At 61.0% G+C, this 26,636-nt stretch carries 26 protein-coding genes; 17 read left to right on the forward strand and 9 right to left on the reverse strand.

All coding sequences use genetic code 11. The annotated features are described in order from the left end of the window. The first annotated feature begins 53 nt into the window (after positions 1-53). From xylB to JBO08_RS21125, 5 genes are all read left to right on the forward strand, one after another. Positions 54-1,535: a xylulokinase gene (xylB, locus tag JBO08_RS21105; RefSeq protein WP_065881534.1), complete on the forward strand. Its 1,482-nt coding sequence runs from the start codon at positions 54-56 to the stop codon at positions 1,533-1,535. 12 nt (positions 1,536-1,547) lie between these two features. Beyond that, positions 1,548-2,483: a carbohydrate kinase gene (locus JBO08_RS21110; protein ID WP_065876334.1), complete on the forward strand. Its 936-nt coding sequence runs from the start codon at positions 1,548-1,550 to the stop codon at positions 2,481-2,483. Between the two features lie 87 nt (positions 2,484-2,570). Next, entirely contained in the window at positions 2,571-2,840 is a 270-nt protein-coding gene (locus tag JBO08_RS21115; RefSeq protein ID WP_065876335.1) for a DUF2790 domain-containing protein, read from the forward strand. Between the two features lie 194 nt (positions 2,841-3,034). Next, on the forward strand, positions 3,035-3,292 hold the full coding sequence (locus JBO08_RS21120) for a DUF2790 domain-containing protein (protein ID WP_065876336.1): 258 nt from the start codon (positions 3,035-3,037) through the stop codon (positions 3,290-3,292). A gap of 80 nt (positions 3,293-3,372) precedes the next feature. Then, positions 3,373-3,771 carry a hypothetical protein gene (locus tag JBO08_RS21125; protein ID WP_065876337.1) on the forward strand — a complete coding sequence of 133 codons (399 nt, stop codon included), beginning with the start codon at positions 3,373-3,375 and terminating at the stop codon, positions 3,769-3,771. Here JBO08_RS21125 and JBO08_RS21130 read toward each other — a convergent pair. After that, the gene (locus JBO08_RS21130; RefSeq protein ID WP_065881536.1) at positions 3,768-4,037 is read right to left on the reverse strand and encodes a DUF1652 domain-containing protein; all 270 of its coding nucleotides are present in this window, start codon (positions 4,035-4,037) and stop codon (positions 3,768-3,770) included. The genes JBO08_RS21125 and JBO08_RS21130 overlap by 4 nt on opposite strands. 225 nt (positions 4,038-4,262) lie before the next feature. Beyond that, positions 4,263-5,303 carry a threonine ammonia-lyase, biosynthetic gene (gene ilvA / locus JBO08_RS21135; protein WP_083228095.1) on the reverse strand — a complete coding sequence of 347 codons (1,041 nt, stop codon included), beginning with the start codon at positions 5,301-5,303 and terminating at the stop codon, positions 4,263-4,265. Positions 5,304-5,579: 276 nt separating this feature from the next. Between ilvA and JBO08_RS21140 the strand changes: the two genes are divergently transcribed. Beyond that, entirely contained in the window at positions 5,580-5,780 is a 201-nt protein-coding gene (locus JBO08_RS21140) for a ParD-like family protein (RefSeq protein ID WP_049708606.1), read from the forward strand. Then, positions 5,780-6,535: a type I methionyl aminopeptidase gene (gene map / locus JBO08_RS21145; RefSeq protein ID WP_065876340.1), complete on the forward strand. Its 756-nt coding sequence runs from the start codon at positions 5,780-5,782 to the stop codon at positions 6,533-6,535. The genes JBO08_RS21140 and map overlap by 1 nt, the downstream gene beginning before the upstream one ends. Positions 6,536-6,772: 237 nt before the next feature. Here the strand turns inward: map and JBO08_RS21150 are convergent, their stop codons facing one another. Further along, positions 6,773-7,711, reverse strand: coding sequence for a magnesium transporter CorA family protein (locus tag JBO08_RS21150; RefSeq protein ID WP_049708608.1), 939 nt, complete (start codon positions 7,709-7,711; stop codon positions 6,773-6,775). A 7-nt stretch (positions 7,712-7,718) separates the two neighbouring features. Next, positions 7,719-9,305, reverse strand: a complete 1,587-nt coding sequence (locus JBO08_RS21155) for a RimK family protein (protein ID WP_049708609.1) — start codon at positions 9,303-9,305, stop codon at positions 7,719-7,721. 94 nt (positions 9,306-9,399) lie between these two features. On the opposite strand from JBO08_RS21155, the gene JBO08_RS21160 reads away from it, so the two are divergent. Continuing rightward, entirely contained in the window at positions 9,400-10,497 is a 1,098-nt protein-coding gene (locus JBO08_RS21160) for a GNAT family N-acetyltransferase/peptidase C39 family protein (protein WP_220074916.1), read from the forward strand. A gap of 119 nt (positions 10,498-10,616) precedes the next feature. Here JBO08_RS21160 and sfnG read toward each other — a convergent pair whose 3' ends face one another. Further along, on the reverse strand, positions 10,617-11,702 hold the full coding sequence (sfnG, locus tag JBO08_RS21165) for a dimethylsulfone monooxygenase SfnG (protein ID WP_065889724.1): 1,086 nt from the start codon (positions 11,700-11,702) through the stop codon (positions 10,617-10,619). A 254-nt stretch (positions 11,703-11,956) separates the two neighbouring features. On the opposite strand from sfnG, the gene JBO08_RS21170 reads away from it, so the two are divergent. Beyond that, positions 11,957-13,195 carry an acyl-CoA dehydrogenase family protein gene (locus tag JBO08_RS21170; RefSeq protein ID WP_065889723.1) on the forward strand — a complete coding sequence of 413 codons (1,239 nt, stop codon included), beginning with the start codon at positions 11,957-11,959 and terminating at the stop codon, positions 13,193-13,195. A 793-nt stretch (positions 13,196-13,988) separates the two neighbouring features. Here JBO08_RS21170 and JBO08_RS21175 read toward each other — a convergent pair. Further along, on the reverse strand, positions 13,989-14,774 hold the full coding sequence (locus JBO08_RS21175; RefSeq protein ID WP_065876344.1) for a sulfite exporter TauE/SafE family protein: 786 nt from the start codon (positions 14,772-14,774) through the stop codon (positions 13,989-13,991). A 91-nt stretch (positions 14,775-14,865) separates the two neighbouring features. After that, positions 14,866-15,636 (reverse strand): class I SAM-dependent methyltransferase, encoded by a 771-nt coding sequence (locus JBO08_RS21180; protein WP_220074917.1) that lies wholly within the window; start codon positions 15,634-15,636, stop codon positions 14,866-14,868. Positions 15,637-15,776: 140 nt separating this feature from the next. Here JBO08_RS21180 and JBO08_RS21185 point away from each other — a divergent pair, with 140 nt between their 5' ends. Genes JBO08_RS21185 through JBO08_RS21195 form a run of 3 tightly spaced genes read left to right on the forward strand, consistent with a single transcriptional unit; the run spans position 15,777 to position 17,529 of the window. Next, on the forward strand, positions 15,777-16,298 hold the full coding sequence (locus JBO08_RS21185) for a DUF3455 domain-containing protein (RefSeq protein ID WP_220074918.1): 522 nt from the start codon (positions 15,777-15,779) through the stop codon (positions 16,296-16,298). Positions 16,299-16,348: 50 nt separating this feature from the next. Then, positions 16,349-16,864, forward strand: coding sequence for a sigma-70 family RNA polymerase sigma factor (locus JBO08_RS21190; protein ID WP_220074919.1), 516 nt, complete (start codon positions 16,349-16,351; stop codon positions 16,862-16,864). Next, positions 16,861-17,529 (forward strand): anti-sigma factor domain-containing protein, encoded by a 669-nt coding sequence (locus tag JBO08_RS21195; protein WP_065881549.1) that lies wholly within the window; start codon positions 16,861-16,863, stop codon positions 17,527-17,529. Before JBO08_RS21190 ends, JBO08_RS21195 begins: the two co-directional genes overlap by 4 nt. On the opposite strand, the gene JBO08_RS21200 is transcribed toward JBO08_RS21195, so the two are convergent. Both JBO08_RS21200 and JBO08_RS21205 read right to left on the reverse strand, forming a co-directional pair. Then, positions 17,530-18,831: an ATP-binding protein gene (locus JBO08_RS21200; protein WP_220074920.1), complete on the reverse strand. Its 1,302-nt coding sequence runs from the start codon at positions 18,829-18,831 to the stop codon at positions 17,530-17,532. A gap of 3 nt (positions 18,832-18,834) precedes the next feature. After that, positions 18,835-19,536, reverse strand: a complete 702-nt coding sequence (locus tag JBO08_RS21205) for a response regulator transcription factor (protein WP_065876350.1) — start codon at positions 19,534-19,536, stop codon at positions 18,835-18,837. 316 nt (positions 19,537-19,852) lie between these two features. Here JBO08_RS21205 and JBO08_RS21210 point away from each other — a divergent pair, with 316 nt between their 5' ends. From JBO08_RS21210 to JBO08_RS21230, 5 genes are all read left to right on the forward strand, one after another. Next, on the forward strand, positions 19,853-21,010 hold the full coding sequence (locus JBO08_RS21210) for an efflux RND transporter periplasmic adaptor subunit (RefSeq protein WP_065881552.1): 1,158 nt from the start codon (positions 19,853-19,855) through the stop codon (positions 21,008-21,010). 12 nt (positions 21,011-21,022) lie between these two features. Beyond that, the gene (locus JBO08_RS21215) at positions 21,023-24,115 is read left to right on the forward strand and encodes an efflux RND transporter permease subunit (RefSeq protein WP_220074921.1); all 3,093 of its coding nucleotides are present in this window, start codon (positions 21,023-21,025) and stop codon (positions 24,113-24,115) included. Between the two features lie 283 nt (positions 24,116-24,398). Next, positions 24,399-25,040, forward strand: coding sequence for a DUF1345 domain-containing protein (locus JBO08_RS21220; RefSeq protein WP_065876353.1), 642 nt, complete (start codon positions 24,399-24,401; stop codon positions 25,038-25,040). A gap of 73 nt (positions 25,041-25,113) precedes the next feature. Then, entirely contained in the window at positions 25,114-25,953 is an 840-nt protein-coding gene (locus JBO08_RS21225) for an AraC family transcriptional regulator (RefSeq protein ID WP_065876354.1), read from the forward strand. Between the two features lie 54 nt (positions 25,954-26,007). Next, positions 26,008-26,595: a LysE family translocator gene (locus JBO08_RS21230; RefSeq protein ID WP_220074922.1), complete on the forward strand. Its 588-nt coding sequence runs from the start codon at positions 26,008-26,010 to the stop codon at positions 26,593-26,595. Positions 26,596-26,636: the final 41 nt, after the last annotated feature.

Raw genomic sequence — 26,636 nt, forward strand, 5'->3', positions numbered from 1 at the left:
CCCACAGTTGATCGGATTAGCACTCCAACAATAATACTGCTGAGCAAATCCTCATGACCCAGCAAAACCTGTTTCTCGGCATCGACTGCGGCACCCAGGGCACCAAAGCCATCGTCCTCGACGCCTCCAGCGGTAAGGTGCTGGGCCTCGGCGCGGCGGCGCACACGTTGATCAGCGGCGCCAATGGCCGTCGCGAGCAGCACACCCAGGAATGGCTGGACGCTTTCACCGAAGCTACCCACCGCGCTTTGCAACAGGCCGGCGTGGATGGCCAGGACATCCTCGGCATCGGTGTTTCCGGCCAGCAACATGGCCTGGTGCTGCTGGACGAGAACGGTGAGGTGCTGCGCCCGGCCAAGTTATGGTGCGACACCGAAACCGCACCGGAGAACGACCGCCTGCTGCAACACCTTGGTGGTGAAAGCGGTTCGCTGGAACGCCTCGGCGTGGCGATTGCGCCGGGCTACACCGTGTCCAAATTGCTCTGGACCCGCGAGCAGCATCCGGACATCTTCGCGCGCATCGCGCACATCCTGCTGCCCCACGATTACCTCAATTACTGGCTCACCGGCCGTGCGGTCGCGGAATACGGCGATGCGTCAGGCACGGGCTATTTCAACGTGCGCAGCCGTGAATGGGATGTGGCACTGCTCAAGCACATCGACCCAAGCGGTCGCCTGGAACATGCCTTGCCGCAACTGATTGAAGCGGATCAAAGCGTGGGGAGCGTGCTTCCGGCGATTGCCGAACGCCTGGGCATCAACCCCAACGCCATCGTCTCCAGTGGCGGCGGCGATAATATGATGGGCGCCATCGGCACCGGCAACATTGCCCCAGGCGTTATCACCATGAGCCTGGGTTCGTCGGGCACCGTGTATGCGTTCGCCGACCAGCCTAACGTGAGCCCGCAGGCGTCGGTCGCCACGTTCTGCTCATCCAGCGGCGGCTGGTTGCCGTTGATCTGCACCATGAACCTGACCAACGCCACCGGGGTGATCCGCGAGCTGTTCGACCTCGACCTGGCCGCGTTCAATGCGTTGGTCGAACACGCGCCTATTGGGGCCGAGGGCGTGAGCATGCTGCCCTTCCTCAACGGCGAACGCGTGCCCGCCCTGCCCCACGCTACTGGGAGCCTGCATGGCCTGACCATGACCAACCTGACCCGCGCTAACCTGTGTCGCGCGGTGGTCGAGGGCACCACGTTCGGCCTGCGCTACGGCCTCGACCTGCTGCGCCAGACCGGCCTGCAAAGCCACAGCATCCGCCTGATCGGCGGCGGTTCGAAAAGCCCTGTGTGGCGGCAGATGGTCGCCGATATCATGAACACCGAAGTCATCTGCACTGAACAAAGCGAAGCCGCCGCCCTGGGCGCAGCGATTCAGGCGGCATGGAGCCAGTCTGGCGAACCCCTGGCCAGCCTGTGCAACAAATGCGTGAGCGTCGACCCGGCCAGCCGGACCCTACCGGTGACGGCCAATGTCAGCGCCTATCAACAGGCTTACGAGCGCTATCAGCAGCTTGTGGCAACCCTTTAAGAGCGAACGACTATGTATCTGGTGTGTGGCGAAGCGCTGTTTGATTTCTTCAGCGAAGAAGATCCCAGCGGGCAGGCTTCCAAGGTCAATTACAAGGCGATTGCCGGCGGTTCGCCGTTCAACGTCGCGGTCGGGTTGCGTCGCCTGGGTATCGACGCCGGGCTGTTTGGCGGTTTATCCAGCGACTTCCTGGGGCGCCGCTTGTTGCAGGTGCTCAAGGATGAAGGCGTGAGCGAGCAGTTCCTGGTGGAATTTGCCGCGCCGACCACCTTGTCGATGGTCGCCGTGGGCGCCAATGGCTCACCGCAGTACAACTTCCGTGGCGAAGGCTGTGCCGACCGGTTGTTGGAAATCGCCCACCTGCCGGAGTTGGGCGATGACATTCGCGGCCTGCATATCGGCTCCTTTTCGCTGGTGGTGCAGCCGATTGGCGACACCCTGCTGGAGTTGATCAAACGCGAAAGCGGCAAGCGCCTGATCAGCCTCGACCCCAACGTGCGGCTCAACCCGCAACCGGACATCCAACTGTGGCGCGATCGCGTGGCCGAGCTGGTCAAGCATGCCGACCTGATCAAAGTCAGCGATGAAGACCTGCACCTGCTCTACCCCGACCAATCGCCTGAAAGCGTGCTGCAGGGCTGGCTGCAACACCGTTGTCAGTTGGTGTTCCTGACGCGCGGTGGCGATGGCGCCAGCGTATTCAGCCGTCAGCATGGCACCTGGTCTGCCCCTGCGGTCAAAGTGGTGATGGCCGACACGGTGGGTGCCGGCGATACCTTCCAGGCCGCCTTGATTGCCTGGCTGACCGAACAGCAGCTGGATTCGGTGCAAGGCCTGCAACAGCTCACGCGCGCGCAGATTGATGCCATGCTGGGTTTCGCCATCCGCGCCGCTGCCCTGACCTGCGGCAAGACCGGGCCCGACCTGCCGTATCGCGAGCAGCTCTGATGAAGGTTTTGTCAGCCAAGTAGAAATTAATCGATGGTTAATCCCGCAAGTCGACAGTCAAGTCGTACCCACTTGCGGAGAACCACCATGAAACTGCGCACGTTACTGCTCGGCAGCGCCTTGGCGCTGGCCGCAGCCTCAGGCCTGGCCCAGGCCGACAATCAACCCGCCACTGCCAAACCCGTGCCTTACAGGTACGGCATGCCGATGAATATCGACAAGGTGCTGGCGATGAACGAAACCCCGACCGACGAATGCAAAGTCATCAAGGCCGATATCAAGTTTTTGGATAAGGCGGGCAAGGTGGAAGACGTGAGCTATCGAAAAATGTCCGAAGCCTGTGATTTCCAGAACTGAGCCGTTAAAAGATCGGGCTATACCGTCGGTTTTCACCGCATGAACATGTAGGACTTTTCTCAAAAACCCTAATTTAATCAATGATTAAGGTGGAGAGATAACAGTGAGCCCAACCGCATTTCCGAGGCTATTGGCTGAAGGGGCGGTCACCGCTTCATCGCGTTGATGAACCGGACCACTGATGGAGAATCCTCATGAACATGCACAGCGTATTCCTGCTCGGCTGCACCTTGGCGCTCACCACTCTATCGGCAATGGCACAGGCTGAAACAAAACCCGTGCCGTATCACTACGGCATGCCCATGGACATTCAGAAAGTGATTGCCATGACCGAGCCCCAGACCAATGACTGCAAGGTCATCGACGCCCAGATCAAGTTCTTGGACAAGGCCGGTGAACTGCACTATGTGAGCTACAAAAAAATGTCCGAGGCTTGCCTGTTCCAAAACTGAACAGGCTGCAGATAAGGGCGGCGTAGTGCGTCAACACGCGATATCCTTGCGCGCTCGTCAAACGGCTGAAAGGATTCGCCATGCAACTTCGCTTTCACACGCTCGCCCTCTTTACCGCCGTGCTCTGCTTCGCCCTGGCCTTAATATGGGGCCTGCGCCCCGAATGGATGTTGTGGCTGTGGAGCGTGGAATACACCAGCACCACGGGCCTGGTTGCCCGGCGTAACGCAGCACTGTTCCTGGCCATCGGCGTGATATTTTATCGCGCTCGCCATGCACCGCCCTCCGATACGCGACGCGCCATGACCACCGGCTTTATCACCGGATGCCTGGTGTTGGCGGCATTGGGGTTCAGTGAATGGATAAACGGCAATGCCGGACCCGGCATTCTACTGGCGGTGGCAACGGAAACCGTATTGGGCCTGGCGTTTATCCAGGCCCACAGGTCTTCGGTCGTCCAACCTCAGGCGTCCTGTTAGTTGTAGCTGCGCCCTGCTACTTTTTGCAGGACGGGTGCCTGGGTGTGCTTGAGGTTTTCACGCAAACCGGTGATCAGGTTGCAGAGGGCTCGACTGCTGTCGAGTTTGTCTGCGTTTATGCCTTTGACTTCCAAATCCACCCGATCACGGTCGCGGTCGTCATAGACTTTGATCGTCAGCGAAGCATCTTCGGCTTTGGTGCATTCGCACCGCTTGGGCAGGAAACTTCCTTCAATAATGCTGCGAAGTTCTAATTCCGAAAGCATGGTCAACCTCTCCTTTCTTGAGACTGCCAACAGTTGTTGTGAATTCAGCGAGCGCTTGCCCGCCGCGTCTTACCGACCTTGGAAGACGCTTATGACACCCAAGCGTACTCGGCAAAATCCGACCTCGTTGTAACCATTCCTCATAAGCAGGCTTCCATTTCATATAATTAAAACTTGAACTTATAGACTTAGTTAGATAAGCGTCGAATGGCCTTGATTAAACGTTTAACCCTTTACCTCGCGGAAGTCAGCGTGCTGCGCAACCACTCTTTCAGCAACATATCGCAAACTATCGAAGTTGATATTGGCCCCGGAATTAATCGCCACCAGCGTCTGCCCGCGCACGCCATGCTCACCAACATGCTTGCAAATCCCCGCTACCGCCAAAGCGCCTGAAGGTTCGGTGATAGAGCGCGTATCGTCGTAGATCAGCTTGATTGCGCTGCAGAGTTCGTCATTACTCACGGTGATGACCTCATCCACCCAGTCCCGACAGATTTCAAACCCATAGGCGCCCACCTGCGCCACCGCCGTGCCGTCGGCAAACCCGTCAACGCTGGAGAGCACCACCCGCTCACCGGCCCGCAGCGCCGCCAACAAGCAACTGGAGCCCTCGGGCTCGACACCGATGATGCGCACTTCGGGGCGCAGGTATTTGACGTAGGCCGCCACTCCGGCGATCAAGCCACCGCCCCCAACCGGCACGAAGATCGCGTCCAGCGGGCCTTGCTGCTGGCGCAGGATTTCCATGGCCACGGTGCCCTGGCCGGCGATCACTTCCGGGTCATCGAAGGGCGAAACGAAGGTGCACCCGGATGACTCGGCCAACTGCAGCGCATGGGCCAGGGCAAAGGGGAAGCTCGCCCCGTGCAGCACCGCTTCGGCGCCCCGTGAGCGTACGCCCACTACTTTCAACTCCGGCGTGGTGCTGGGCATGACGATCCGCGCCTGGATCCCCAACGCCTTTGCTGCCAGCGCTACGCCCTGGGCATGATTGCCCGCCGAGGCCGTGACCACGCCACGCGCCTTTTGCTCAGGCGTGAGCTGCACCAACTTGTTGTAGGCGCCACGGATCTTGAAGGAAAAGGTCGGTTGCAGGTCTTCGCGCTTGAGTAGCACCTGGTTACCCAACAACGCTGACAACGCCGGAGCGGCCTGCAAGGGCGTACGCACCGCTAGGTCATACACCGGGGCGGCGAGAATCTTCTTCACATAATGTTCAAGCAGGCCCGGGTCGGCGGTGTGAGGCGCGGTACAGGTGCTCATAGGTATCTCCTGGCTTCTTGTAAAGGGCCCGGGAGACGGAAAAACAAAACCCGCCTCTAGGGCGGGTTTGGGTACAGCCGTGCGCTATCCCGCCAAATGAGGAATGGCGGTAATAATAATGTTCTGCTGGCTGCACAAGGCTTGAAAGGTCATGTGACGAAACTAACCGGCAGCCCGTGACTTCGTCAATGGCGAAGCGCCATTTAACGCATGGGGCTTTACGATGAATATACGAAACGTATACGATTTGTATATTCATACCGCACAGTGAACATTATGGGCATCGTCAAGATCACCGACCAACTGCACGAACAACTGCGCCTGGCCAGCGCCGCGATGGACCGCTCCATCAACGCCCAGGCCGAGTTCTGGATCAAGATCGGCCTGCTTGCCGAACTCAACCCTGACCTGCCCTACAACGCGTTGATCAACAAACTGTTGCTCGACAAGCCCGACCTGATACGGGGGCGCACTTGATGATCAAGACTGCCCCGCAACTGGCCGTGATGCGTGAAGCCGGGCGCCTGCTGGCCCAGGTCTTCAGCATGCTCGACGGTTTTGTCGCCGCCGGCCGCTCTACCCTGGAGCTGGACAGCGCCGTCGAAGCCTTCATTCGTAATGAGCTCAAGGCCCGCCCTGCCAGCCTTGGCCAGTATGACTACCCCTTCTCCATCAACACTTCGATCAACGAGGTGGTGTGCCACGGCATGCCCAGCGCCAAGGAGATTCTCAAGGACGGCGACATCATCAACATCGACATCACCCTGGAAAAAGGCGGTTTTATCGCCGACTCCAGCAAGATGTACATGATCGGCACCGTCGCCCCCAAAGCCCGGCGCCTGGTGGAAATGACCTTCGAGGCCATGTGGGCCGGCATCCGCCAGGTCAAGCCCGGCGCCCGCCTGGGCGATATCGGCCACGCCATCCAGAGCCACGCGCAAGCCAACGGCTACAGCGTGGTCCGCGAGTACTGCGGCCATGGCATTGGCCGGCAGATGCATGAAGAACCGCAGATCCTGCACTTCGGCCGCCCCGGCACCGGGTTGGAACTGCGCGAAGGCATGGTGTTTACCATTGAGCCGATGCTCAACCAGGGCAGCAGCAAAGTGCGCAGCCTGAAGGATGGCTGGACCGTGGTGACCAAGGACAACAGCCTGTCGGCGCAGTGGGAACATACCGTGGCGGTGACAGCAGATGGCTTCGAAGTCCTGACCCTGCAACCTGACGCCTGAGCAACTCGAAACCTGTGGGAGCTGGCTTGCCTGCGATGACCATAGGTATCTACACATTTCAAATGTAATAGTGCGTAGCAGCTGTCGAGCCCCGGCGAGGCTGCGTTTGCGGCCTGTCTGACACACCGCTGACGCAGCCTCGCCGGGGCTCGACAGCTGCTACGTAGAGGGCGTGCTCAAGTTATGTAGATGCCTATGGTCATCGCAGGCAAGCCAGCTCCCACAGGGGATCGGTGTTCACACGACATTCGCGCCGCCGGCTATGCGCTTGAGCCCCAACACCATCAGCCCAGCCCCAAGCCCCATCGCCAGCAGGAACAGCGGATATGACACCCACCACGGCGTGCCTGCCGTCATCATGCTGAACTCCGACATGCCGCCAATGCTCGCAATCAGGTTGAGCGGCAAAAACACCACGTTGATCAGTGTGAGCTTGCGCAACAGGTTGTTCATGCTGTTATTCATCAAGTTGCCGCGCGCGTCGATCAGCCCGGAAAACACGTTGGAATAGATCTCGGCCTGTTTGTAGCACTGGTGGTTTTCGATGATCAGGTCGTCGATCAGCCCGAGAATCTCGGCACCGAAATGCTCTTTCTCCGCGTGGTTGCGCAGTCTCGACAGCACCGCGCCGTTGCTGTGCAGCGCGTTGATGTAATAGATCAGGCTTTCGCTGAGGCTGAACATCTGCATCAGGTGATGGTTGCTCATCGACGCGTTGAACTGCTGCTGCAACTCACGTGCGACCAGCTTGATCACCTTGAGGTGGCCGAGGTAGTGGTGGATGTTGTTGAGCAGCAGGTCGAGCAACACATCCAGCGGGGTGTGCAGCGGGCGGCGTTTGCCGAGGCCGGTCAGTGGGGTTTCATCGGTGGCGATCACCAACAGGCGGCTGGGTGAAAACAGCAGGCCGCAGGACGACACTTCAAACACCAGGTTGCCGCCACCCGAGTAGTTTTCCGGGCGTTTCCAGATCAGGAAGAGATTGTCCGGGTGAAACTCAATTCGCGAGACTTCGTCAGGGTCCAGCGCCGAGGCCAGGGCGTGTTCGTCCAGCTTATGGTGGTCGCGCAGCCACTCACGCTCGGCCAGGTCAGGGTTGTTGAACAACATGATCGGGGCGTCGTCATGTTCCCCACTCTGCAGCTTGCCATCGGTCAGCTCAAAACGCTGGATCATCGCCGGGTCACCAGACCTGGCCCTGGCGTTTCAACTCCAGGCGCCGCACGAACTCCTCCAGCACCAAGCCGTACAGGTCGTCCTGCAAATAGGCGTCCTCGATTCCCGCATCCATGTTGGGGTTGTCGTTGACCTCGATCACCACCACCTTGTCGCCGGACTGCTTGAGGTCGACGCCGTAGAGCCCGTCACCGATCAGGTTGGCGGTCTTCACAGCCAGTTCCACCACCGCCTTGGGCGCTTCGTGGACCGCCAGGGTGCGGCATTCGCCGTTGATATCCTGACCGATGGCCTTGTGGTTATAGATCTGCCAATGGCCCTTGGACATGAAGTACTGGCAGGCAAAGATCGGCTTGCGGTTGAGTACGCCGATGCGCCAGTCGTACTCGGTGTAGAAGAACTCCTGGGCCAGCAACAGTACCGAATGCTCAAACAACTCGGCGGTGGCCTTGAGCAAGGCTTCCTGGCTTTCGACCTTGATCACCCCACGGGAGAAGCAACCGTCGGGGATCTTCAGCACCAGCGGGAACCCCAGGCGCTCGCCGACCCGTTCGAAATCTTCCGGTCGTTCCTTGTAGAGGATTTCGGTGGCGGGCATGCCCAGTTGATGACTGTTGAGCAGGTCGGTGAGGTAGACCTTGTTGGTACAACGCAGGATCGACGCCGGGTCGTCCATCACCACCAGGCCTTCGCTTTCGGCTTTCTTGGCGAAGCGATAGGTGTGGTTGTCGACGCTGGTGGTCTCGCGAATCAGCAAGGCGTCGTATTCGGCCAGGCGCGAATAGTCCTTGCGTTCGATCAACTCCACATCGATGCCCAGGCCCTTGCCCACGCGGATAAAATTATCCAGCGCCTTGGCGTTCGAGGGCGGCAGTTGTTCCTGGGGATCGTGCAGGATCGCCAAGTCATAACGGGCCAGGCGGCGTGAACGCGGCTGGCGCCAGATCTTGCGACTGAAGTTGTCCAGGGCGTGGGCGAATTGATCTTCCTGGTCATCGCGCAACTTATGCAACACGCCGGACTTGACCCCTTCTATGTGCCAGCCGTTATTCTTTTTGAAATCAACTAACAGGATGGGGCACGGGAACGCCTCAAACAATTGTCGGGCCAGATCCTGCAACGGTTCTATATTGGTCCGGCCAAAGTAAAGTGTCAGGGTAAAGCCTTCGGTATTGCTGTAAAGATGATGATTCAAGGCTTTATCAAGGGTTTTATCCAAGTCGTCCAGGGCCAGACCATACAGCGACTTTTTCGTCAGTTCGCTGATCGTGCGCACCGATGGGATCACCTTGTGCCCACGCGCCTCGGCGAGCAGCGAGCAGTAGTAGCCGTGCCCTAGGTACTTGTAGCTGCGGCACAGGTTAATCACCTGCACGCGCTTGCCGGTCTCGTTTTCCCGGGTTTGCTCCAGGTACTCTTGAGCAGTGACGATGTCTTCGCTGGGGAAGTAGGAGGCCCAATCTTCCTTGCGCTCGACAATGATCACTACTTGGCTTGCTCCTTTGAGGGGTGCGGAAAAATAACCCTTATTGGTTATTGTCGCCGCGACGGTTTGCTCGGATACTTCACGCCAATGACCTTGTACCGCCGACATAATATTTGATCCGCTTTAGAGAACTCGACCTTTTCTATTAAGCACGATCTTTTAGAGAAGTCCCGTTTCGTTACGCAACTTTTACGGCGGTCATATGGCTCTTTCCTTTCGCGTTGCAACCCCCTGCGATGTGCCTGAATTGGTGGCATTGGAACAGCACTGTTTCACCACTGACCGGCTGTCATCGCGCAGTTTCCACTGGATGGTCAGCCGCGCCCATGCGCAGTTGCTGGTGGCCGAGGCGGATGGACAGTTACTCGGCTATGCGCTGGTGCTGTTCCACCGTGGCACCTCGTTGGCGCGCCTGTACTCCATCGCCATCGCCGAACCTGCGCGCGGTTTGGGGCTGGGCAAACAGTTGCTCAAGCGCATCGAGACAATTGCCGTGGAACACGACTGTGCCTACCTGCGCCTGGAAGTGCGCACCGACAACCCCGGCGCCCTTGCGCTGTACGAAGGCGCCGGCTACCGACGCTTCGCCGTGATTAACGACTATTACGAAGACCACACCGCCGCCCTGCGCCTGGAGAAACGCATCGTCCAGCACCAGGATGCGCGCCCGCAAAGCGTGCCGTATTACCAGCAGACCACCGACTTCACCTGTGGCGCCGCCTGCCTGCTGATGGCCATGGGCGCACTGATGCCGGCGCGCACGGCGCAGCGGCGCGAAGAGCTGCAGATCTGGCGCGAAGCAACCACCGTGTTCATGACTGCCGGCCACGGCGGCTGCAGCCCACAAGGGTTGGCACTGGCGGCCTGGCGTCGCGGCTTTGCCGTGCGCATGCAGGTCAATGTGCGCGGGCCGCTGTTTCTGGATGGCGTGCGCGATGCGCATAAAAAGGATGTCATGCGCCTGGTGCATGAAGCCTTCGAAGAAGAATTGGCCAGCAGTGCCGTCAAGCAAGTGTTCGCCGGCGCACTGGACTTGCCCCAAGTGCTGCGCGACGGCGGCCAGCCCTTGGTGCTGATCAGCAGCTACCGCCTCACCCGCTCCAAGTCACCGCACTGGGTGATGGTCACCGATTGCGACGAGGACTTCGTCTACCTGCACGACCCGGACGTCGACCACAGCCAGCACCGCCAGCCCCTCGACTGCCAGCACTTGCCGGTCAGCCATGGGGAGTTCGAGCGCATGTGCCGGTTCGGCAATAACAAATTGCGCGCAGCCGTCATCCTATTCTCCAACCCGTAGCAGCGAGGCTGCGTTGGGCTGCGCAGCGGCCCCAAAACTTGCATCGCGTTTTCCCTGATACATCGCGGCGCACTTGACGCAGCCTCGCTTACGCTCGGCAGCTGCTACGGGGCTTGTCCTTAAGCGACCTGTTTGATTTGGGCTTTGGCCTCCAGCTCGCGCACCAACGGCAAGACGCGTTTGCCGAAGTACTCGACCTCCTCCTGGAAGTGCAGGAAGCCCGCGAGCACTAGGTCCACACCGACCGCCTTGAGCGCAACGATGCGCTCGGCGATTTGCTGTGGTGTGCCGATCAGGTTGGTCTTAAAGCCGTCGTTGTATTGCACTAGGTCTTCGAAGCTGGACTTGGCCCAGTTACCCTCGCCTTCCGGTGAGGCCTTGCCCGCCTGCTTGGCCGCGTCACCGAAGGCATTCACCGCTTCCGGGTCGGCCTTGTCGATGATCTCCGCCAGCACCGCGCGGGCTTCTTCCTCAGTGTCACGGGCGATCACGAAAGCGTTGACGCCGACCTTGACCGAATGGTTATTCGCCGCCGCCTTGGCGCGGATGTCATCGACCTGGGCCTTGATGCCTTCTGGGGTATTGCCATTGGTGAAGTACCAGTCCGAGACCCGCGCGGCCATGTCCCGCGCCGCCCGTGAACTGCCGCCCTGGAACACTTCCGGCTGGCCGATGGGCTTGGGCTTGAGGGTGTAATTGTTGAAGCGGTAGAAGTCGCCTTTGAAGGTGAAATCGTCCTGGGTCCAGATGCCCTTGAGGGCGCGGATGAATTCTTCGGAGCGGCGATAGCGCTCATCGTGCTCCAGCCAGTGCTCGCCGATGGCCTGGAATTCGCCCTTGAACCAACCGCTGACGATATTCACCGCGATACGGCCGTTGGTGAGCTGGTCGATGGTCGCCAGTTGCTTGGCCGCCAGCGCCGGCTGCCAGGGGCCGGGCAGGATCGCGGCGATCACTTTGAGTGTGGTGGTCGCGGCCAGCAGCGCATGGCTGAACGCCACGGATTCGTGCTGGTTCTCAGCGCCGTAGCCGGCGGTGAAACGGATCTGGGTCAGGCCATACTCGAAGCCCGCGGCTTCGGCCAGTTGCGCCAGTTTACGGTTGTAGTCGATACCCCAATCGGTACGTTGCTCGATCTTGCTGACTACTAACCCACCACTGACATTGGGCACCCAATAGGCAAATTTCACGGCTTGCTGACTCATCAATCGGTACCTCGCACAAAGGGATGTACCGAGGGCTTGAGCAGCAAGCGTGCCAGGCCGGGGAAACGCCCAGGCCAAGGGGGTTGCCGCCAATGCTGGGTGCAGAGGCCAATGTCGCGGATTGGGCAGGTTTGTCGATCAACTGTTGCCAGGGCAACAGTGCATCAGGGCTTTTTTCAGCAAATACGGGCGCCGGCACCCGGCACGGACTGTGCAATCACCCCGGTACCGATCACTGCCCAGGAACCTTGCCCATGACCGACCACCACGTCATCAACCCACTGTCCATTGGCGTCGACTACCCCACGTTAGCCGCGCGATTCCGACCGATCTTCCAGCGCATCGCGGATGGCGCGGTAGAGCGCGAACACACCCGCACCCTGCCCCATGAACCCATCCAGTGGCTCAAAGAGGCCGGTTTTGGCGCGCTACGGGTGCCGGTGGAATACGGCGGTGGTGGCGCCTCCCTGCCGCAGTTGTTCGAATTGTTGATCGAACTGGCCGAAGCCGACTCCAACGTGCCCCAGGCCTTGCGTGGGCACTTCGCCTTTGCCGAAGACCGCCTGAACGCGCCGCCCAGTGCTGGCCGCGACCTGTGGTTCAAGCGCTTTGTGGACGGCGACATCGTCGGCTGCGCCTGGACCGAAATCGGCAATGTGGCCATCGGCGATGTGGTCACCCAGGTCAGCCCCGACGGCGATGCCTGGAAACTCAATGGCGAAAAGTTCTACAGCACAGGCAGCATTTTCGCCGACTGGATCGATGTATACGCCCGGCGCAGCGACACCGGCGGCGATGTGATCGCGGCCACCCGCGCACGCCAGCCTGGCGTGGTGCACAGCGACGACTGGGACGGCTTTGGCCAGCGCACCACCGGCAGCGGCACCTCGCGCTTTACCGATGCGGTGGTGGAGGCGGAAAACGTTATCGACTTTGCCACCCGCTTCAAATACCAGACCGCGTTCTATCAGCTTGTTCTGCTCGCCAGCCTGGCCGGTATTGGCCGTGCAGCGTTGCGCGATGTGGCGCATCAGGTGCGCAGCCGCAAGCGGATCTACAGCCATGGCAATGCGGCCCATGTCAGCCAGGACGCACAGGTTCAGCAGGTGGTAGGTGAAGTGGCAGCGCTGGTGTATGCGGCCGAAGCCAGCGCATTGAAGGCCACGGTGCCGGCGCAACGGGCGTATGTGGCGCGCTTTGGTGGGGATGACGCGGTGGAGCGCGAAGCCAATGTGGCGGCCGAGATTGAATCGGCGACGGCTCAAGTGGTGGTGTCGGAATTGATTCAGCGGGCTACCAGTGAATTGTTTAACGCACTGGGGGCTTCGGATGTGCGCCAGGGTAAAGCGCTGGATCGGCATTGGCGTAATGCGCGGACGGTGTCGTCGCATAATCCGGTGATCTACAAGGCGCGGATTGTGGGGGATTGGGTGGTCAATGGGGCTGAGCCGCCGTTTGTTTGGCAGATTGGGAATGGGCCGGGCCGGGGTTGAGTTGCGGTTTTGGTAGGGGGGTGTATCCGTTATTTGGGTGATGGCGGATATGGGTTCCGCCCTTACGGCGGGTCACTTTGGAAAAGCCCCAAAGTAAGCAAAGGGCTCTTGCCCCAACACTCGGCACCTCGCTTAGGCTCGGTGTGCCCGTAATCCGACATTGATTTGGGGGGCCGCCGCCACGCGCCATCCATGGCGCGGGGCGGCTAAACCGGCATCCCTGCCGGTTTACCCCCCAAATCAATATCGAATTCCGGCCAGCGTGTTTAACGGGGCGCCTAAGATCAAGATCAAAAAGATCAAAAGCAAAAGCACGGCGGCCTGACAGCCGGCCTGAGTGGTGGGGAGCAAAAGCGCTGTTTTTAGGGGCTTGCCAGCGATGTAGGCAACTCGGTATGTCAGTTACACCGAGGTGATGCCATCGCAGGCAAGCCAGCTCCCACAGTTTTGACCGAGTTCGGCCACACAATACCGGTCGGCTTTAAGGCCGCCGCGCTTTGCTTTTGATCTGGGGCGCCCCGTTAAACACGCTGGCCGAACGCAGGCTTGAATTCGTGGGTAACCCGGCAGGACGCCGGGTTAGCCGCGCTGGGCCAAGGATGGCCCATCGCGGCGACCCACGGATTCAAGCCGGAGTGAGGGCACACCGAGCCTAGGCGAGGTGCCGAGTGTTGGGGCAAGAGCCCTTTGCTTACTTTGGGGCTTTTCCAAAGTGAGCCGCTGTAAGAGCGGAACCATAAGTGGCCGTCACCTAAATAACGGATATACCCCCCCACCGCCGCCCCAGCAAAAATCAGAACGCGAGCTTGTAACCAATCGCCATCAACATAACCGCCAAGCACGGCCGCAATATCCCGTCCGGCAGCTTGCCGGTCATATGGCTGCCAAAGTAAATCCCCGGCAACGACCCCATCAACAAAAACCCCAACAAATGCCAGTCCATATTCCCCATGCTGGCATGCCCCAACCCCGCCACCAGGGTCAGAGGCACGGCGTGGGCGATTTCGGTACCCACCAGGCGGCGTGTAGCCAGGAACGGATACAGAATAAACAACGCCACAGTGCCGAGTGCGCCAGCGCCGATGGAAGTCAGGGCAACCATGGTGCCCAGGATGGCACCGGTCACCACCGTCAGCATGTTCAGGTTGCGCGGGCTCATGTGATAGTCATCACCGGCATGCCGCTGGGCAAAAGCCAACAGGCTTTTCTTGAACAGAATCGCCAGGGCCGTCAGCAGCAGCACCACGCCGAGGGCCTGTTTGATCACCGCGTTCATCGCGCTGGGATCGGTGTGCAGGCTGGCCAGGAACCACAGGGTCAGCAGCACGGCGGGCACACTGCCCAGGGTCAGCCAACCGGTGATGGTCCAGTCGATGTTCTTGTTCTTGCTGTGCACCAGCACGCCACCGGACTTGGTGATGGCGGCGTACAACAGGTCGGTGCCCACCGCCGTCGCAGGGTTGATGCCAAACCACAGCAGGATCGGCGTCATCAAGGAGCCCCCGCCCACACCGGTCATGCCCACGATAAAACCAACGATCAGGCCGGCAATCACAAAACCAAAATTACCCACTTCCATCAACGCTACCTGCGGCCTTATAAATTTCTGGCCGCAGGATAGCGATTTTTCTTATAACGACTTATATCAATATGATCTGACTTTATGCCTTTTATGGCAGGCGATGACAGGCATAGGCCTGGGTTTGATACGGGAAGGCGATGGTGTCCCGCCCGCGCAAGTCGGGATGGGTGTCGATCAAAGTGCGCAATTGCGCGGTAACGCTGGCCTTTTCTGCGGCTGGGAGCGCCGCGATAAAGCTCACTGACAGAAAGCGATCCATGACCACTTCCTGGGGGCTGCCGACGTGGCTGTACGCAAAACAGGTGACTTCAGGGTCGGAAAAGTACTTGCCGGTGAAGGCTTCACGCCAACGTCCGCTATGAAAGCGCGGGGTGTCGCCTTCGTACGGCGTGATTATTTCGGTGATTGCCGCCACCCAGCCCGCCGATTCATCGCGCACATTCCACACCAGCCCCAGGCGCCCTCCGGGCTTGAGTACGCGATGGATTTCCGCCAGTGCGGCCTGGGTGGAGAACCAATGAAATGCCTGCGCACAGACCAGCGCATCGGCGCTGGCAGACGCCAGGGGGATGGATTCGGCAGTGCCATTCACCAGGCGCACGCCCGGCAGCAGCTTAGCCAGCTGCGCGCCCATCGCCGCCACAGGCTCGACGGCAATCAGCGTTGGCGCCAGGGTGCTGAGCAAGCGCGTGAATTTGCCGGTGCCGGCACCTAGGTCAATCACCGTTGACTGTGCGTCAATCCGTAGGGTTTCGGTGAGCCAGCCAGTGAGTTGCCTGGGGTAATTCGGCCGGCCTTGGGCGTAAGTGACCGCCTGGGTGGAGAAACCTTGTTGAGCAGACGCGTGGACACCAGTCATTGCCAATCTCTCCTCAGGGGTGAAGCGGGGGCACAGTGTGCGCCTTCACAATTTTATTTTCTAATCCGTGCATCCAATCCTGCGCAAGCTGGGTAGTCCTTTCAGTCACCCCGCTGTTTTACTGAAATGGAGAAACACCCATGAACGCTAAAGCACTGTTCTGCCTCACTGCCCTGCTGGCAGCTGCACCCGTTGCCTTCGCCCAGACCGGCTTGCCGGACAGCATCAAGGTGCCGGACGGCCACAAGGTGGCACTGGAAACCACCGGTGTCGGCGAAATCACCTACGAGTGCCGCGACAACGCCAACGCCGCCGGCCAGACCGAGTGGACCTTCGTCGGCCCCAAGGCCGTGCTGAATGACCGTAGCGGCAAGCAAGTCGGCACCTATTTCGGCCCGCCCGCCACCTGGCAAGCCACGGACGGTTCGAAAATCACCGGCACTCAGTTGGCGGTGGCGCCGTCGGGTGCGGGCAACCTGCCGTACCAATTGGTCAAGGCCAACCCGGCTGAAGGCAAAGGTGCGATGAGCGGCGTGAGTTACATCCAGCGGGTTGCCCTCAAGGGCGGCGTGGCGCCGAGCAGCGCGTGCACGGCGGCCAATAAGGGCCAGCAGGAAGTGGTGAAGTACCAGGCCGACTATATTTTCTGGGCGGCCAACTGAGCAAAGTCGGCTACGCTGCCCCCAATGCCGATCGTTGGGGGGAGCACCGCGTGTTTGATTACGAAGCCTGTCTGCAGGCCTGTGCCCGTGGCGATCAACGCGCCTTGCGCCAGCTCTATGAGCAGGACAGCAGCCGTTTGCTCGGCGTGGCGTTGCGCATAGCGAGGGACAAGTCCCTGGCCGAAGACATCGTGCACGACGCATTTATCAAGATCTGGCGCGGTGCCGACAGTTTCGACCCCAGTCGCGGTTCGGCACGTGGCTGGGTGTTCAGCGTGACCCGGCACCTGGCGCTCAACAGTGTGCGTAACCATTACCGCGAAGTACCGTTAGGCGAAGAACACGAGCAAGTCGCGGCAACCGACACCTTTGAATTCAGCGCACGCGCCGGGCAGGTCCACACCTGCCTGGAGCAACTCGACCCGGCCCGTCGCACCTGCATCCTGCATGCCTACGTCGACGGTTATTCCCACAGCGAAATCGCCCAGAAACTGGACACCCCACTGGGGACCGTCAAAGCCTGGATCAAACGTAGCCTCGCCGCGCTGCGGGAGTGCATGGCATGAGCAACCCACTGGACGAACTGGCCAGCGAATACGTGCTGGGCACCCTGCCCGGCGAACAACGCGCCGAGGTGGAACAACGGCTCAAGCACGACGCCGAATTACGCGCCGCAGTGGACGCCTGGGAGCATCGCCTGTTGCCGCTGACCGCACTCGCGGAGCCGGTGCCACCCTCCTCTGAGCTGTGGCGGCGTATCGAACGCAACATCGCCAGCGCCCGCACGCATTGGTGGGATCTGCTGGCCGTGTGGCGCGGCCTGGCCGGTGCCGGGCTGGTGACAACCCTGGTACTGGCCACGCTGCTGCTGACCCGCCCGCCCACCGCCGACCCGACCTTTGTCGTGGTGCTGGTGGCGCCGCAAAGCCAGGCCCCGGGCTGGGTGATCCAGGCCAGTGACAATCAGCAGATTCAGTTGATCCCGCTGGGCGTGATGGAAGTGCCGGCGGACAAAGCCCTGCAGTTCTGGACCAAGGGTGACGGTTGGCAGGGGCCGGTATCCCTGGGCCTGGTCAAACCCGGGCAAACGCTGTCGGTACCGCTGGACAAGCTGCCGCCGCTCACGCAGAACCAGCTGTTCGAGTTGACCCTGGAAGACCCGCGCGGCTCGCCGACCGGCAAACCCACCGGGCCGATCCAGGCAATTGGCCGCGCGGTCAAGGTGCTCTGATCAGGCGACGCTGGGCAACCACACGCGAAAGCGTGCACCGCCCAGCGGCGAAGCCAATGCCGTCAAGGTGCCGCCCTGGGCTTCCAGGGCGCGTCGGCTGATGGCCAGGCCCAGGCCAAAACCGCCGGTGGCGCGGTCACGGCTGCGATCAAGGCGGTAGAACGGCTCGAAGATGCGCTCTCGCTGGTCCAGCGGGATGCCGATGCCGTCGTCGTCCACGCAGATTTCACAGCCTTTGGGGCAGACCTTCACGCCGACCTGAATGCGCTTGTCGCAGTAACGCGTGGCATTGCGCAGCAGGTTCTGCAACGCGCGGGCAGTAAGGCGCGGGTCGAGATTGAAGCGCTCCACGGCGCAGTCGAGCGCCACATCAATGACGATCTCGGGGTTTTCCAGTTCGTCATCGACGCTGCCCAGCACACTGTCGATAAACTCATCGAGCACCACTTCCACCCGCTCCGGCAATTGCGCCGGGTTCTGCAGGCGGCTGTAGGACAGCAGCTCCAGCACCAGTTCGTCCAGCTCGCGGATATGCGCCACTAGGCTTTGCAAGCGTTCACGGCTGGCCTCGGGCAAGTCTTCGGAGAGCGCCAGGGCCAGGCCGAAATCCAGGCGCGTGAGCGGCGTGCGCAGCTCGTGGGAGACCGCGTTAAGCAGGTCGCGTTGCTGATTGAGCAGGTATTCGATGTCGTCGGCCATGGTGTCGAACACCGAAGCCAGGCTGCCGATGCTGGAGCTGGCCGGAATGCGCGTGCGTTCCGCCATATTGCCCTGGCCCAATTGCCCGGCGGTGCTTTTCAGGCGTTCCAGGTCGCGCCAGTGCGGGCGTAGCCACACCAACAGGCAGGCCAGCAGCGCGGCAACAATCAACACGTTGATCGCCCAATACAGCACGTTCATGTCCATCGGGTCAGGCGGTATCGTCAGCTTGACCACGAATTGCTCATTGATCGGAGTGCTGATTTGCTCCATCCAGCCCCATTCGCCCAGGCGCACTACCGACCTGCCCTGCTCCAGTAGCTTTTCCTCAGCCGGGGTGTAGCTGGCGTCCTGGCGCAGCAGCAATTGAACCCTGAGCGGCGCGAATTCGCGGCCCAGTTGCTCGGTGACCTGTGACCAGCGCTCCACAGGTGCGCGCAGGTATTGTTTGACAATCAGCTTTTGCTGGCCGCGGGTCTGCTCGATGTTGTAATTCACGTAGCGGTGTTCGAACAGCTGGATCACCAGCGTGGGCACCAGGTAGATCGCCGCACTGTAGGTGACGATGGTGATCAGATAGAGGCGAAACAGTACGCGAACCATCGATCAGCATTCCCACTCGGAACGGCTGAACAGGTAGCCTTTGCCCCACACCGTCTTGATCTTGCGCGCTTCACCGGCGTTGTCGTCGAACTTGCGGCGCAGCTTGGAAATCGCCACGTCCACCGAACGGTCGGTGCCGTTGAACTCGATACCGCGCAAGCGTTGCAGGATCTGGTCACGGCTGAGTACTTCGCCGGCATGCCGTGCGAGCACCACCAACAGGTTGTATTCGCCGCTGGACAACTCCACCGGTTGTTCACGCCAGGTCACGGTGCGCTCAGACAGGTCGATGCACAGGTTGCCCATGATGATCTGGTCGTTGGCCGCCTGGGGTTCGGACAAGCTGCTGCGCCGTAATAACGTGCGGACACGGGCCAGTAGCACGCGCGGTTCACAAGGTTTGGTCACGTAGTCGTCGGCGCCCATTTCCAGGCCCAGCACCTGATCGTGGCTGTCGTCCCGCGCCGTGAGCATCAGGATCGGCAAGCCCGCCGAGTCGGCCCGCAGCAATCGGCATACTTGCAGGCCGTCGAGTCCGGGCAGCATCAGATCGAGGATCACCAGGTCCGGCGGATTCAAGCGCGCGCGTTCACGCACGTGGTCGCCACGGCTGAGCACGCTGACGTGGTAGCCATTGCGCTCCAGGTAGCTGGCAATCAGCTCGGAGAGTGCGGCGTCGTCTTCCACCAGGAGAATGTTGGGCATGGTGTTTCCAAATAAGCAGTGATGGGCGGTACACAAATCCAATGTGGCCGCTGCTTGTGTGGGAGCTGGCTTGCCTGCGATACAGGCACTGCGGTCTATCAGGTAGACCGAGGTGATGCTATCGCAGGCAAGCCAGCTCCCACACAAGCCGATTGCCACATGTTGAATCGTTGGCGCTTGCAGGATTGTGCAAGGATATACGCCCAACGCTCACAACGCGTTGCACCTTACATTTCTTCACAGACCCGCTACACAGCTTCACAGCACCACGGCGCAGGTGACTTTAGGATGCGCCAGTCAATATTGGGATAAGAGCATGTCGAAGAATCTGTTTGCGCCGTTTTGCCTGCTGGCCCTCACCCTTGCCCTGAGCGCGTGTGACAACTCCGCGGGCGAAGCGCCGCAAATGCCGCTGGCCAAAGTGCGCATCGAAACCCTTGAGGCCAAGCCCCTGTCGATCACCAGCGAACTGAGCGGGCGTATTGCTGCGCCGCGTATCGCTGAAGTGCGCGCACGGGTCGCGGGTGTGGTGATGCAGCGGGTGTTCAAGGAAGGTCGTGACGTGAAACAGGGCGACGTGCTGTTTCGCATTGATCCGGCGCCCTTCAAGGCCGACCTCGACAGCGCCCAGGCCAATCTGAGCAAGGCCGAGGCGAATGCCTTCCAGGCGCGCCTGCAAGAGCAGCGCTACAGCCAGTTGGTGGAAGGCAACGCCATCAGCGGCCAGGACTACGACAACGCCCGCGCCGCCGTGCGCCAGACCAACGCCGAGGTCGCCGCCAACAAGGCTGCCGTCGAGCGAGCCAAGTTGAACCTGGGCTACGCCACCGTGACCGCACCGATTTCCGGGCGTATTGGCCGTGCGCTGGTGACCGAGGGCGCCCTGGTCGGCCAGAATGAGGCCACGCCGCTGGCGATCATCCAGCAACTGGACCCGATCCACGCCGACCTGACCCAGTCCAACCGCGAGCTGAATGACCTGCGCCGCGCCTTCCGTGCCGGCAGCTTGAAGCAGGTCGGCCAGGACCAGGCCAAGGCCACGTTGATCGAGGACGACGGCAGCCTCTACCCGTTGCCGGGCAAATTGCTGTTTGCCGAGATCAGCGTCGACCCCGGTACCGGCCAGATCATCCTGCGCAGCGAATTCCCCAACCCGGACCTCGACCTGCTGCCCGGCAGCTTTGTGCGGGTGCGCCTGGAGCAAGCCGTCGACAAGCAAGGCATCAGCGTGCCGCAACGCGCCATTACCCGTGACAGCGCCGGTATCCCGATGGTCTTGCTGCTGGACGCCGAACAAACCGTCAGCCAGCAGCCGGTGGAGCTGGGCGCGGTGATCAATGATCGCTGGATTGTCAGCAGCGGCCTCAAGGCCGGTGACCGCATCGTCGTCGAAGGCCTCCAGCACGCGCGCCCCGGTGAAAAAGTCGACGTAGATGACAGCCCGACGCCGCTCGCCCAGGCCTCCGGCCAATAAGGATCATTGACCATGCCGCAGTTCTTTATTGACCGCCCGATCTTCGCCTGGGTGGTTGCCCTGTTTATTCTGCTCGCCGGTTTGCTGGCAATCCCGCAGCTACCGGTGGCGCAGTACCCCAACGTCGCGCCGCCAAAAGTCGAAATCTACGCGGTCTACCCCGGCGCTTCGGCGCAGACCCTGGATGAGAGCGTGGTCAGCCTGATCGAGCAAGAGCTCAACGGCGCCGATCACCTGCTGTATTTCGAGTCCCAGAGCAGCCTGGGTTCGGCAACCATCACCGCGACGTTCCAGCCGGGCACCAACCCGGAAATGGCGCAGGTGGATGTGCAGAACCGCCTGAAAGCGGTCGAGCCGCGCCTGCCGCAAGCGGTGACCCAGCAAGGCTTGCAGGTGGAGAAAGTCTCCGCCGGTTTCCTGTTGCTGGTGACCCTCACGTCCAGCGACGGCAAGCTCGATGATGTAGCGCTCAGCGATTACCTGGCGCGCAACGTGATGAACGAACTCAAGCGCCTCGACGGTGTGGGCAAGGCCCAGCTGTATGGCGCCGAACGTGCCATGCGGATCTGGATCGACCCGCAGAAACTGATCGGTTTCAACCTGACCCCGGCCGATGTAAACGCCGCGATCAGCGCGCAAAACGCCCAGGTATCGGCGGGCAGCATCGGTGATTTGCCGGGTACCAAGACTCAGGAAATCACCGCCGCGATCCTGGTCAAGGGCCAGCTGTCCACGCCGGCCGAGTTCGCCGACATCGTGCTCAAGGCGAATCCCGACGGCTCCACTGTGCGCATCGGCGATGTGGCGCGGGTGGAAGTCGGCAGCCAGGAATACCAGTTCTCCACGCGCCTGAATGGCAAACCGTCCACCGCAGTCAGCGTGCAGCTGGCACCTGGCGCCAATGCGCTGAACACCGCGACCCTGGTGCGGGCGAAGATGGACGAGCTGTCGCGCTACTTCCCGGCCAATGTGGAATACAAAATCCCGTACGACACCTCGCCGTTCGTCAAAGTCTCGATCACCAAGGTGGTCTACACCCTGCTCGAGGCCATGGCGCTGGTGTTTGCGGTGATGTTTTTGTTCCTGCAGAACGTGCGCTACACCCTGATCCCGACACTGGTGGTGCCGATTGCGTTGATGGGCACCTTCGCCACCATGTTGTTGCTGGGGTTCTCGATCAACGTGCTGACCATGTTCGGCATGGTGTTGGCCATCGGTATCCTGGTGGACGACGCGATTGTGGTGGTGGAAAACGTCGAGCGGATCATGGTCACCGAGGGGCTGTCGCCCAAGGAAGCGACGCGCAAGGCCATGGGCCAGATCACCGGCGCGATCATCGGCATCACCCTGGTGCTGGTGGCGGTGTTCCTGCCGATGGCCTTTATGGCGGGTTCGGTGGGGGTGATCTACCAACAGTTCTCGTTGTCGATGGCGGTGTCGATCCTGTTCTCGGCGTTCCTCGCGCTAACCTTGACCCCGGCCCTGTGCGCCACCTTGCTCAAGCCGATCGCCAAGGATGAGCACCATGCCAAAGGCGGTCTCTTCGGCTGGTTCAACCAGCGCTTTGAACGCCTCACCGACCGCTACGAAGGCTGGGTGGCCTATGCCCTCAAGCGCAGCGGCCGTTACCTGCTGATTTACCTGGTGCTGCTGGTGGGCCTGGGGTGGATGTTCAGCCGCCTGCCCTCCTCGTTCCTGCCGGTGGAAGACCAGGGTTACACCATCACTGACATCCAGTTGCCACCGGGCGCGAGCAAGAACCGCACGGTGCAGGTCGCCGAACAGATCGAAGCGCATAACGCCAAAGAGCCTGGGGTGGGCGACACCACCATGATCATGGGCTTCAGTTTCTCCGGTTCGGGGCAGAATGCCGCGCTGGCGTTTACCACGCTCAAGGATTGGTCGGAGCGCAGCAGCGATGACTCCGCCGCGTCGATTGCCGACCGCGCCAACATTGCCTTTACCGAACTGAAAGATGCGATTGCCTACGCGGTCTTGCCGCCGCCGGTGGATGGCCTCGGAACGTCCAGCGGCTTCGAGTTCCGCTTGCAGGACCGGGGCGGTGTCGGCCATGCCGCGTTGATGGCCGCGCGCACGGAATTGCTGGCCGCCGCCGAGAAAAGCCCGATCCTGGCCAACGTGCGCGAAAGCGCCCTGGCCGAAGCACCGCAAGTGCAGCTGGAAGTAGACCGCAAGCAGGCCAACGCACTGGGCGTGGCCTTTGCCGACGTGGGCAACGTGCTGTCCTCGGCCATCGGCTCGGCTTATATCAATGACTTCCCCAACCAGGGCCGCATGCAACGGGTGGTGGTGCAGGCCGAAGGCGACCAGCGCAGCCAGGTGGCGGACCTGATGAAGATCCACGTGCGCAACAACGCCGGCAAGATGGTGCCGCTGTCGGCCTTTGTCGAAGCCAAGTGGACCCAGGGCCCGGCGCAATTGACGCGCTACAACGGCTACCCGGCCATTGCGATTTCCGGCGAAGCGGCACCGGGCCACAGTACCGGTGAGGCGATGGATGAAATCCAGCGCCTGGTCAGCCAATTGCCGGCCGGCCTGGGCCAGGAATGGACCGGTTTGTCGTTGCAGGAACGCCTGTCCGGTTCCCAGGCGCCGATACTGTTGGGCCTGTCGCTGCTGATCGTGTTCCTGTGCCTGGCGGCGCTGTATGAAAGCTGGTCGATCCCGACCTCGGTATTGCTGGTGGTGCCGTTGGGCGTACTCGGTGCCGTGTTGGCGGTGAGCTTGCGCGGCATGCCCAACGATGTGTTCTTCAAGGTCGGCTTGATCACCATCATTGGCCTGTCGGCGAAGAACGCGATCCTGATCATCGAGTTCGCCAAGGACCTGTATGACCAGGGCGAAGACCTGATCACCGCCACCTTGAAAGCCGCGCGGTTGCGCTTGCGCCCGATCATCATGACGTCGCTGGCGTTTATCCTCGGCGTGGTGCCGCTGGCGATTGCGACAGGTGCCAGCTCGGCCAGCCAGCAGGCGATTGGTACGGGGGTGATCGGCGGGATGATCACCGCGACGTTGGCGGTGGTGTTTGTGCCGGTGTTTTTTGTGGTGGTCATGAAGTTGGTGAAGAAACGCCCCCGGTAGACCCATTCTTGAATGGGTACTGGATCAAAAATGTGGGAGCGGCGGTGCGACGATTCGACTTGCTCGCGAAGGCGGTGTGTCAGTGAGGTAGGTATCGACTGAAACACCGCCTTCGCGAGCAAGCCCGCTCCCACATTTAAATCGGTTTACACACATAAGGCCCGGTCGCCTGACAAGCAGCCATCGCAAGCAAGCCAGCTCCCACAGGGGTTATTGATCACATTCATGATCGCGTTCAGTCGAATAAGCTATGGTGCTCACAAACAGTAAGCAGTGAGCCACCATGCCCTTCCTCGCCCGCACCCACCCTCGCCTCTCCGCCGCCGCCGTGTTCGGGCTTGCCGTGGGCATCCTGGCGCCCGCCGATACGCTCGTCAGCAAAATCCTCATCGGCTGGAACGCCGGGGTCTGGACCTACCTGGTGCTGATGCTGTGGCTGACCCGTCGTGCCAAGGCCGAGGACGTCAAGCGCATCGCCGAGATCGAAGATGAAAACGCCGGTTCGGTCCTGTTCACGGTGTGCATCGCCGCCATCGCCAGCCTGGCAACCATTACCTTCGAACTGGTCGGCAGCAAGGACCTCGCCACCTCTGAACGTCTGCTGCACTACGGCTTTACCGGGCTGACGGTGATCGGCTCATGGTTGCTGATTGGGGTGATTTTCAGCGTGCATTACGCGCGCCTGTATTACACCTGGGGCGGCAAGGAGCCGGCGTTGCGTTTTGCCGAAGGTTTGCTGACGCCTAACTATTGGGACTTTCTGTACTTCTCCTTCACCATCGGCGTGGCGGTACAGACCTCCGACGTGGGCGTCGCCACCCGTGGCATGCGTAAAGTCGTGCTGGGGCAATCGCTGATCGGGTTTCTGTTCAATACCGCGATCCTGGGCTTCTCGATCAATATCGCCGCCGGGCTGTTCGGTTGACGCTGCACAAACCTTCTAGACGCCCACCACGCGCCGGGCGCTAATAGCCTCACTTATTCCGCCTCGGTGTTTTATGGCCGCGCACAATTGGATCGACCTGTCCCAGGACGCCGACACCGGCATCGAGACCCTGCGCGCGCACTTTGAAGGCCACGCCTACGACCCGCACTGGCACGACAGCTATCTGATCGGCGTTACCGAACAAGGCGTGCAGCAATTCAACTGTCGCCGCGCCCGCCACAACAGCGTGCCCGGCCAAGTGTTTCTGGTGGAACCCGGCGAGCTGCATGACGGCGACGCGCCCACCGCCGACGGGTTTACCTACCACATGCTTTACCTCGACCCTCACTGGTTGGCGCGGGAAGTAAGTGCAGTGTTCGAAGAGGCACCGCAGGGCAGCCAACTGGGTTTCGCCAGCACCTTGACCAGCGACCCACGCTTGGCCCTGGCCACCAGCCAAGCCTTCCAGACCTTGCACTGCGGTGAGCTGCGTATCGTTCGGCAACAGGCCATGGACCACTTACTCGAACGTCTCACCGGCCAACTCTATTGGCGCACCCGTTACCGTGAAGATCCACGATTGCCGCTGGTGGCACACAAGGCGCGCGAATACCTGCATGCCCATCTGCACGTTGATGTGGGCATGGACGAACTGGCCCTGGCCTGCGGCGTCGACCGTTTCCGCCTGAGCCGCGCCTTCAAAAGCGCGTTTGGCCTACCTCCCCACGCTTACCTGGTGCAACTGCGCCTGGCCCGTGCCCGGCACTTGCTGGCCAAGGGCGAACAACCGGCAGACGTAGCGATTGCCCTGGGCTTTGCCGACCAGAGCCATCTGGGCCGCTGGTTTGTGCGCGCCTACGGCCTCACGCCTGCGGCGTACCGCAAGCGCTGCTCAAATCTTCCAGACAGGTGACGCACAGGCTTGTGAAGATCGACACCATCGCTTGGTCTTTCGGAGTCTGCTGCCATGTTGCCGTTCATGCTGTTTGCTTTTGTTGCGTCTATCACCCCCGGCCCGACCAACATCCTGGTACTGAGTAACAGCGCGCGTCATGGTTTCAAAGCCGCTTTGCCGATCATTCTCGGCGCCTGCGCCGGAGCTGCGAGCCTTGTATTGCTGGTGGGGAGCGGCGTTGGCCAGTCGTTGGTGCAGTTGCCAACAGTGCAGATGGCCATGCAATGGATCGGCGTCGCCTGGCTGAGTTACCTGGCCTGGCAGATCTTCAGCGCACCTGCAAAGGCCCTCGAAGTGGATACCCCCGAAAAGCCTCTGGGCCTGATCGGCGCGGCCAGCCTGCAATTGATCAACCCGAAGACCTGGATGATGGCCCTCGCGGTAGTCAGTGTGTTTGCCGGCAATGGTGCTGATCGCCAGAGCCAGGTGGTGTACCTGTCCCTGGTGTTTTTCCTGATCTCGCTGCCGTGCCTGGGCACCTGGGCGCTGTTGGGTGCCGGGTCGGCTAGGGTGTTTCGTTCGGCCAAGGCCATGAAGCGTTTCAACCGAGGCATGGCCCTGTTGTTGCTGGTCGCGACCTGGCTGAGTGTGGTGGTTTGACGCACCGGCTATCTGACTCTGTCCTACAACAACTTGACGAC

Origin of the sequence: Pseudomonas sp. LAP_36 (assembly GCF_019456785.1) — a bacterium.
Taxonomy (GTDB): Bacteria; Pseudomonadota; Gammaproteobacteria; order Pseudomonadales; family Pseudomonadaceae; genus Aquipseudomonas; species Aquipseudomonas tritici.

What these genes read in the sequence shown, in the direction of transcription:
- xylB (WP_065881534.1), top strand. Translation starts at nt 54, where the DNA reads ATGACCCAGCAAAACCTGTTTCTCGGCATCGACTGCGGCACCCAGGGC.
- JBO08_RS21110 (WP_065876334.1), top strand. Translation starts at nt 1,548, where the DNA reads ATGTATCTGGTGTGTGGCGAAGCGCTGTTTGATTTCTTCAGCGAAGAA.
- JBO08_RS21115 (WP_065876335.1), top strand. Translation starts at nt 2,571, where the DNA reads ATGAAACTGCGCACGTTACTGCTCGGCAGCGCCTTGGCGCTGGCCGCA.
- JBO08_RS21120 (WP_065876336.1), top strand. Translation starts at nt 3,035, where the DNA reads ATGAACATGCACAGCGTATTCCTGCTCGGCTGCACCTTGGCGCTCACC.
- JBO08_RS21125 (WP_065876337.1), top strand. Translation starts at nt 3,373, where the DNA reads ATGCAACTTCGCTTTCACACGCTCGCCCTCTTTACCGCCGTGCTCTGC.
- JBO08_RS21130 (WP_065881536.1), bottom strand. Translation starts at nt 4,037, where the DNA reads ATGCTTTCGGAATTAGAACTTCGCAGCATTATTGAAGGAAGTTTCCTG.
- ilvA (WP_083228095.1), bottom strand. Translation starts at nt 5,303, where the DNA reads ATGAGCACCTGTACCGCGCCTCACACCGCCGACCCGGGCCTGCTTGAA.
- JBO08_RS21140 (WP_049708606.1), top strand. Translation starts at nt 5,580, where the DNA reads ATGGGCATCGTCAAGATCACCGACCAACTGCACGAACAACTGCGCCTG.
- map (WP_065876340.1), top strand. Translation starts at nt 5,780, where the DNA reads ATGATCAAGACTGCCCCGCAACTGGCCGTGATGCGTGAAGCCGGGCGC.
- JBO08_RS21150 (WP_049708608.1), bottom strand. Translation starts at nt 7,711, where the DNA reads ATGATCCAGCGTTTTGAGCTGACCGATGGCAAGCTGCAGAGTGGGGAA.
- JBO08_RS21155 (WP_049708609.1), bottom strand. Translation starts at nt 9,305, where the DNA reads ATGTCGGCGGTACAAGGTCATTGGCGTGAAGTATCCGAGCAAACCGTC.
- JBO08_RS21160 (WP_220074916.1), top strand. Translation starts at nt 9,400, where the DNA reads ATGGCTCTTTCCTTTCGCGTTGCAACCCCCTGCGATGTGCCTGAATTG.
- sfnG (WP_065889724.1), bottom strand. Translation starts at nt 11,702, where the DNA reads ATGAGTCAGCAAGCCGTGAAATTTGCCTATTGGGTGCCCAATGTCAGT.
- JBO08_RS21170 (WP_065889723.1), top strand. Translation starts at nt 11,957, where the DNA reads ATGACCGACCACCACGTCATCAACCCACTGTCCATTGGCGTCGACTAC.
- JBO08_RS21175 (WP_065876344.1), bottom strand. Translation starts at nt 14,774, where the DNA reads ATGGAAGTGGGTAATTTTGGTTTTGTGATTGCCGGCCTGATCGTTGGT.
- JBO08_RS21180 (WP_220074917.1), bottom strand. Translation starts at nt 15,636, where the DNA reads ATGACTGGTGTCCACGCGTCTGCTCAACAAGGTTTCTCCACCCAGGCG.
- JBO08_RS21185 (WP_220074918.1), top strand. Translation starts at nt 15,777, where the DNA reads ATGAACGCTAAAGCACTGTTCTGCCTCACTGCCCTGCTGGCAGCTGCA.
- JBO08_RS21195 (WP_065881549.1), top strand. Translation starts at nt 16,861, where the DNA reads ATGAGCAACCCACTGGACGAACTGGCCAGCGAATACGTGCTGGGCACC.
- JBO08_RS21200 (WP_220074920.1), bottom strand. Translation starts at nt 18,831, where the DNA reads ATGGTTCGCGTACTGTTTCGCCTCTATCTGATCACCATCGTCACCTAC.
- JBO08_RS21205 (WP_065876350.1), bottom strand. Translation starts at nt 19,536, where the DNA reads ATGCCCAACATTCTCCTGGTGGAAGACGACGCCGCACTCTCCGAGCTG.
- JBO08_RS21210 (WP_065881552.1), top strand. Translation starts at nt 19,853, where the DNA reads ATGTCGAAGAATCTGTTTGCGCCGTTTTGCCTGCTGGCCCTCACCCTT.
- JBO08_RS21215 (WP_220074921.1), top strand. Translation starts at nt 21,023, where the DNA reads ATGCCGCAGTTCTTTATTGACCGCCCGATCTTCGCCTGGGTGGTTGCC.
- JBO08_RS21220 (WP_065876353.1), top strand. Translation starts at nt 24,399, where the DNA reads ATGCCCTTCCTCGCCCGCACCCACCCTCGCCTCTCCGCCGCCGCCGTG.
- JBO08_RS21225 (WP_065876354.1), top strand. Translation starts at nt 25,114, where the DNA reads ATGGCCGCGCACAATTGGATCGACCTGTCCCAGGACGCCGACACCGGC.
- JBO08_RS21230 (WP_220074922.1), top strand. Translation starts at nt 26,008, where the DNA reads ATGTTGCCGTTCATGCTGTTTGCTTTTGTTGCGTCTATCACCCCCGGC.